Below are 4,294 nucleotides of genomic sequence, written 5' to 3'. Positions count from 1 at the left end.
CCCCCCTTCTGGTTGTCCGAATCCAGGGAATGGATCGTGGAGTCCTCCAGCCCTATCTCCCATCGCTGCCCTTTTACTAGACTGCACGCATAAGCCGCTACCTAGCTCTAGGAGAACAACATGGACTATCTCGGGACCGGCAATGAAAAGGCCCTTACTGCCGCGGAATTGAACCGCACGCATATTGGCCAAACTGTCAGTTTTCAACCGGACGAGTTCACGGTGGTTTTCGGCCGTATCGGAGCGATCGCCCGTAAGGAAGGCGGAGTGACTATTGCTTTGGAAGGGGTCGACGGCGCCGGAGGACTACCGTCCCACTACAGCCTGCCGCCGTCGCAAAATGTCTACCTGCAGCCTGACATGCTGACTAATACTGAATCCACCATCAAGGATCTGTTCGGCAAGGTCCAGGAAAATCTGCGCGGCCATAAGGGAGACCAGAGGCCGGACGCTGAGCCTCCGAACGTATAAAGTGTTGCGGTGAAACTAATTGGCGTGATCCGATCCAAAGAAACCAGCACCATCGAGGTGGAGGCTGACTCCATTCATGAAGGTCGGGAAGAACTCGAGGCCAAAGTGCCCGAGGGCTACGAACTGCTCCTGATCAAGACCGAAAACTGAGCTTTCCGGTCCTTCGCTCGCATCAGCCGTTGTCTGAATACGACAATCCGGGTTCGGGGCCATCTTCAGCCTCTACCCATTCGTTGAAGTCCTTGAGCGACATGCACCAGTAGTAATCGCAGTAACGTAGCTTCTCTTTCTCGGCTTTACTCATTTCCGCACTCCCCCCGGAGTAGCACCAGGTGCGAAAGTGGCTCTCTCACTAATCCTGGTGGAAGCCAGCGGTGCTGGCTTCCACTACCAGTGAACTCCGGAGTCCTGGGTGCCACACGAGTAAGGCGTACTCGACTTTGACCTCCCTTTAGCGCGGGTTTGCACCCCTGTACTTGCTTCTCCCGGCGCCAACTACCCGCTGCCTCTGCCGAGAGATCTGCTCTGCTGCCCACTCCTGCACGCGTTGTTTGCTTTCCTCAGGTGAAAGGTCCACCACGCGTCATGACCGACCAGCGGACGCCAAAAGGGTCAACGATGGAGGCGAACCTGTCACCACTGACGAAAGTCATGGCAGGCTTACGCACCGTGGCCCGGGCGGCCTCCGCTACAGCCAGGGTCTTGTCTGTACTTGGCACATAAACCGCAAGCGAAAACGAGTGCCCGGCGTCGCCGTCGGGCGCTATGAGCCCGTACTCCTCAAGTGGATCGCTCAGCGTCAGAAATCCTGATCCGAAATCCAGGACGGCATGGGCAATCAGGTCGCTGCCGGGAAAACGGGTCACGTCCAGAATCCTCGCGCCAAATACGTCACGATAAAATTCCATCGCCTTCGCAGCCGGTTCCACCGCCAGGTGGGGAGTGACCGAAGTGCCTGAGTCCCGTGTTCAAGTCCAGGAACTGTCAGGCACTTCCTGGGCCGTCGGAGTGTTGTTCCGTCCCGCCGCCGGAAGGCTGCTGGCCGATGCGGAGCCCGCCAATTTGCCCGTGACCGGCGAGCATCTTGACCGGGCTCCCCATCAGTCGCTCGCCGATGTTATGAACGGAACCGTCCCGTTGGCCGAGGCGCGCCTTGCACTGGTGGCAATTCTCAGAGCATGGCTCCTCCCGTACGTTTCGGAACTCGACGAGAGGGCCGCGCTGGTGAACGCAGTGTGCCAATTGGCCGAGGATGACGACGGTATCCTCCGGTCTTCCGAACTCGCGGAGCGGGTAAACGTCCCACTCCGTTCACTGGAGCGATTGGTCTACGCGCATGTCGGGGTGACGCCCAAGTGGCTCAAACCCGCGAGCGGGGGATGGAGCAGCGCCTGGGGCGCGGGACTAAGCCCAGCCGGTAGGCTCAAGGGCATGGATGCTTCCCCGCTTAATTCGATAATCCTGGCTGTGGTTCTGGCCGGGATTTTCTTCTATGTCCTCTACGGCGTTGTTCGGGCGGCCGTACGGGACGGAATCGGGCAGGCTGAGGAACGCCGGGAGAAGACCGGTGAAAACGTCAACGTGGACTGACTGGTAGCCGGACGCCGCTCAACGGGCCATTACATACCAATCGGAGCGGCCCAATCGCCAGACCCGCCACCGCGGGTGTCGTACTTACCGCAGCGGCTGCATCGCCTGTAACGGCCACCATCTTCATTGCTTTCTATGTGCCAAGCGTGGCGCAAATTCAGCTTGCACATCAGGGCCTTGAGCATGATTGCTCTCCGTTCCGAGGGGCACATCAAACACGTAAGCCGTGTTCATTACGTAGCCAGTTCCCAGTTTATGCCCGGCATTTGGTTGGCCACTAGGGCAATTCCCCGCCTATCTGGACAAGCATCGCTGGGGGACTAGGGTCTGAGTAGTGGCAGGCGTGTGCAGTGCGAATAAGCAGGGGGAAACGTGGAGCAGGCAAAAGCTAACCAGGTATCGTTCCGTGAACTGGACCAGAATGGGAATCCGCTGGATCCCGCAAGAACGGGTAAGGCTACAACGGCTTCGGTTGTGGACTCATCCGGCCCGGAGGGGAGGGAACCCAGAAGGGTTTCCATTAATCCATTCATCGTCGCCCTCTGGGTGCTTGCCTGTTTCCTGCTGGTTGGCGGCGTCGGGGTTCATATGGACGTGATCTCGCCTCCCGACGGACCATTCGGCCCTGATGGGGTTTATGGCGTTGCTGGCCCTGTCATCGAAATGCCTCTGACATATGTACTGATGAACTTCACGCCCTACGCGGTATTGAGCGGCACGCTGGGAATCATGGGACTGCTTTTCTGGCACGGGGTGCAGTGGCAGCGGAGGAGGCAGTAGCGAGGGGAAGGCCTTCGGGCCTCGCCCTTTTGGATCGGGGCATGCGCCTGGGGTCAGCCGTTCCCGTTGCCTCGGCGTTGGAGCCAGTGGTCGTACAAGGTGTTGCGATTGACCAGAAGCTTTGTTGTCCGCAGGATGCCCACACCTATCAGTGGTGCCCAGACCGACATCATGGCGGTGATAGGGACGATGTCGGAGGCAGTACCTCTTGGGGTCAGAAAGGTGACCGCCAGAAGGATGACTGCCATAGCGATGTTGGTGAAGGTGACCATGTACTTGTTACTGCGGATCGCTTGCTCGGCACGCCACACGTCCTTGACAGGTTTCGGCAGCTTCCCCGTGAATCTTTTGGGCGCGGAGACCAGCCAACCCAGGGCTGCAAGGGCCGCCCCTAGAAAGAACATGATGACGCCAGTTTCCGGGTGATTGCCAGTCATCAGAGATGCAAGGACATAGGCGGCACCGGCAGCGGCGATCAGGGCGCCGTACAGCCATGACCACATGACCCATGAGCGACGCTGGGCATAGGCGAGGGCGTAGTTGTCGCTAGGAGCTTCGGTGGCGGCGTTCAAATATCCTCGTCCTCGTTCGTGAATTTACGCGTCAGGGCCTTTTGCCCGTGATTGCCGCGTCAACGCGGTCGCTGTGGCAGTCGTTAGCCTAGTATTAGTCAAACGAATTGAAAAATGTGTTCATTGATTCGGACTGTTGAATACACACCCGATGGACATCTGTAGTCTGCTCAATCCAATCAAAGGAAAATTACATGGCTGAGTCTAAACTTGTCCCGCAGAAGCCCACTGGAGCTTTCGTCGGCGCTAGCTGGGTTGCGTTGCTCATCGGTGTGTCGTCCTATCTCATCGGTCTTTGGAACGCAACGAGCATGGAGCTTAACGAGAAGGGATACTACTTCACGATCCTGCTCTTCGGACTGTTCGCGGTAATCTCGCTCCAGAAGACAATTCGAGATCGAACTGAGGATATCCCGGTCACGAATATCTACTACGGCGTGGCATGGTTCTCCGTTATTGCGTCACTTTCGCTCCTGGTAATCGGTCTTTGGAATGCCGATATGCTTCTGTCTGAGAAGGGCTTCTACGGTCTTGCTATGTTGATGTCTCTCTTCGGAGCCATCACCGTTCAGAAGAACGTGCGAGACATGGCGGTGTTTGCCGAGGTCGAGAAAACCGAGAACCCAAAACGAAAGCTCCTCTCGGGTCAGGACATTCCTGTCCCAACGCCTGGTTCTACCAATCGCTCTAGCTCCAATCCGCCCCTCGGCCGACCCGAATGAGTTGAGCCTTCATCCACGGTTGTGGCTGTGTGCTCGGATGCTGACCCTGTCTGGCCCTGGTTGCTGCTGCAAGGACATGAAGAAAGGCCCCCGCTTCCCTTGTAAACAAAGGGAACCAGGGGCCTTGCTATGTGGCGGTGACGGTGGGATTTGAACCCA

At 57.8% G+C, this 4,294-nt stretch carries 8 protein-coding genes; 5 read left to right on the top strand and 3 right to left on the bottom strand.

Annotation, left to right across the window (positions count from 1 at the left end):
- The first annotated feature begins 120 nt into the window (after positions 1-120).
- Both RIN13_RS20275 and RIN13_RS20270 read left to right on the top strand, forming a co-directional pair.
- On the top strand, positions 121-471 hold the full coding sequence (locus RIN13_RS20275) for a hypothetical protein (RefSeq protein WP_309109114.1): 351 nt from the start codon (positions 121-123) through the stop codon (positions 469-471).
- 9 nt (positions 472-480) lie between these two features.
- Positions 481-621, top strand: a complete 141-nt coding sequence (locus RIN13_RS20270) for a hypothetical protein (protein ID WP_309109113.1) — start codon at positions 481-483, stop codon at positions 619-621.
- Positions 622-643: 22 nt separating this feature from the next.
- Here the strand turns inward: RIN13_RS20270 and RIN13_RS20265 are convergent, their stop codons facing one another.
- Positions 644-775, bottom strand: a complete 132-nt coding sequence (locus tag RIN13_RS20265; RefSeq protein WP_309109112.1) for a hypothetical protein — start codon at positions 773-775, stop codon at positions 644-646.
- A gap of 256 nt (positions 776-1,031) precedes the next feature.
- Complete coding sequence (locus tag RIN13_RS20260; RefSeq protein ID WP_375164805.1) at positions 1,032-1,379, bottom strand: VOC family protein; 348 nt, start codon at positions 1,377-1,379, stop codon at positions 1,032-1,034.
- Between the two features lie 34 nt (positions 1,380-1,413).
- On the opposite strand from RIN13_RS20260, the gene RIN13_RS20255 reads away from it, so the two are divergent.
- Positions 1,414-2,061: a hypothetical protein gene (locus RIN13_RS20255; RefSeq protein ID WP_309109110.1), complete on the top strand. Its 648-nt coding sequence runs from the start codon at positions 1,414-1,416 to the stop codon at positions 2,059-2,061.
- Positions 2,062-2,433: 372 nt separating this feature from the next.
- Positions 2,434-2,841 (top strand): hypothetical protein, encoded by a 408-nt coding sequence (locus RIN13_RS20250; RefSeq protein ID WP_309109109.1) that lies wholly within the window; start codon positions 2,434-2,436, stop codon positions 2,839-2,841.
- 53 nt (positions 2,842-2,894) lie between these two features.
- Here RIN13_RS20250 and RIN13_RS20245 read toward each other — a convergent pair whose 3' ends face one another.
- The gene (locus RIN13_RS20245; protein ID WP_309109108.1) at positions 2,895-3,413 is read right to left on the bottom strand and encodes a hypothetical protein; all 519 of its coding nucleotides are present in this window, start codon (positions 3,411-3,413) and stop codon (positions 2,895-2,897) included.
- Between the two features lie 194 nt (positions 3,414-3,607).
- Here RIN13_RS20245 and yiaA point away from each other — a divergent pair, with 194 nt between their 5' ends.
- Entirely contained in the window at positions 3,608-4,135 is a 528-nt protein-coding gene (gene yiaA / locus RIN13_RS20240) for an inner membrane protein YiaA (protein ID WP_309109107.1), read from the top strand.
- Positions 4,136-4,294: the final 159 nt, after the last annotated feature.

Origin of the sequence: Arthrobacter sp., from assembly GCF_031179985.1 — a bacterium.
Lineage (GTDB): Bacteria > Actinomycetota > Actinomycetes > Actinomycetales > Micrococcaceae > Arthrobacter.
The sequence above is the reverse complement of the archived record's forward strand: the minus strand, read 5'-3'. Positions and strand labels throughout refer to the sequence as shown.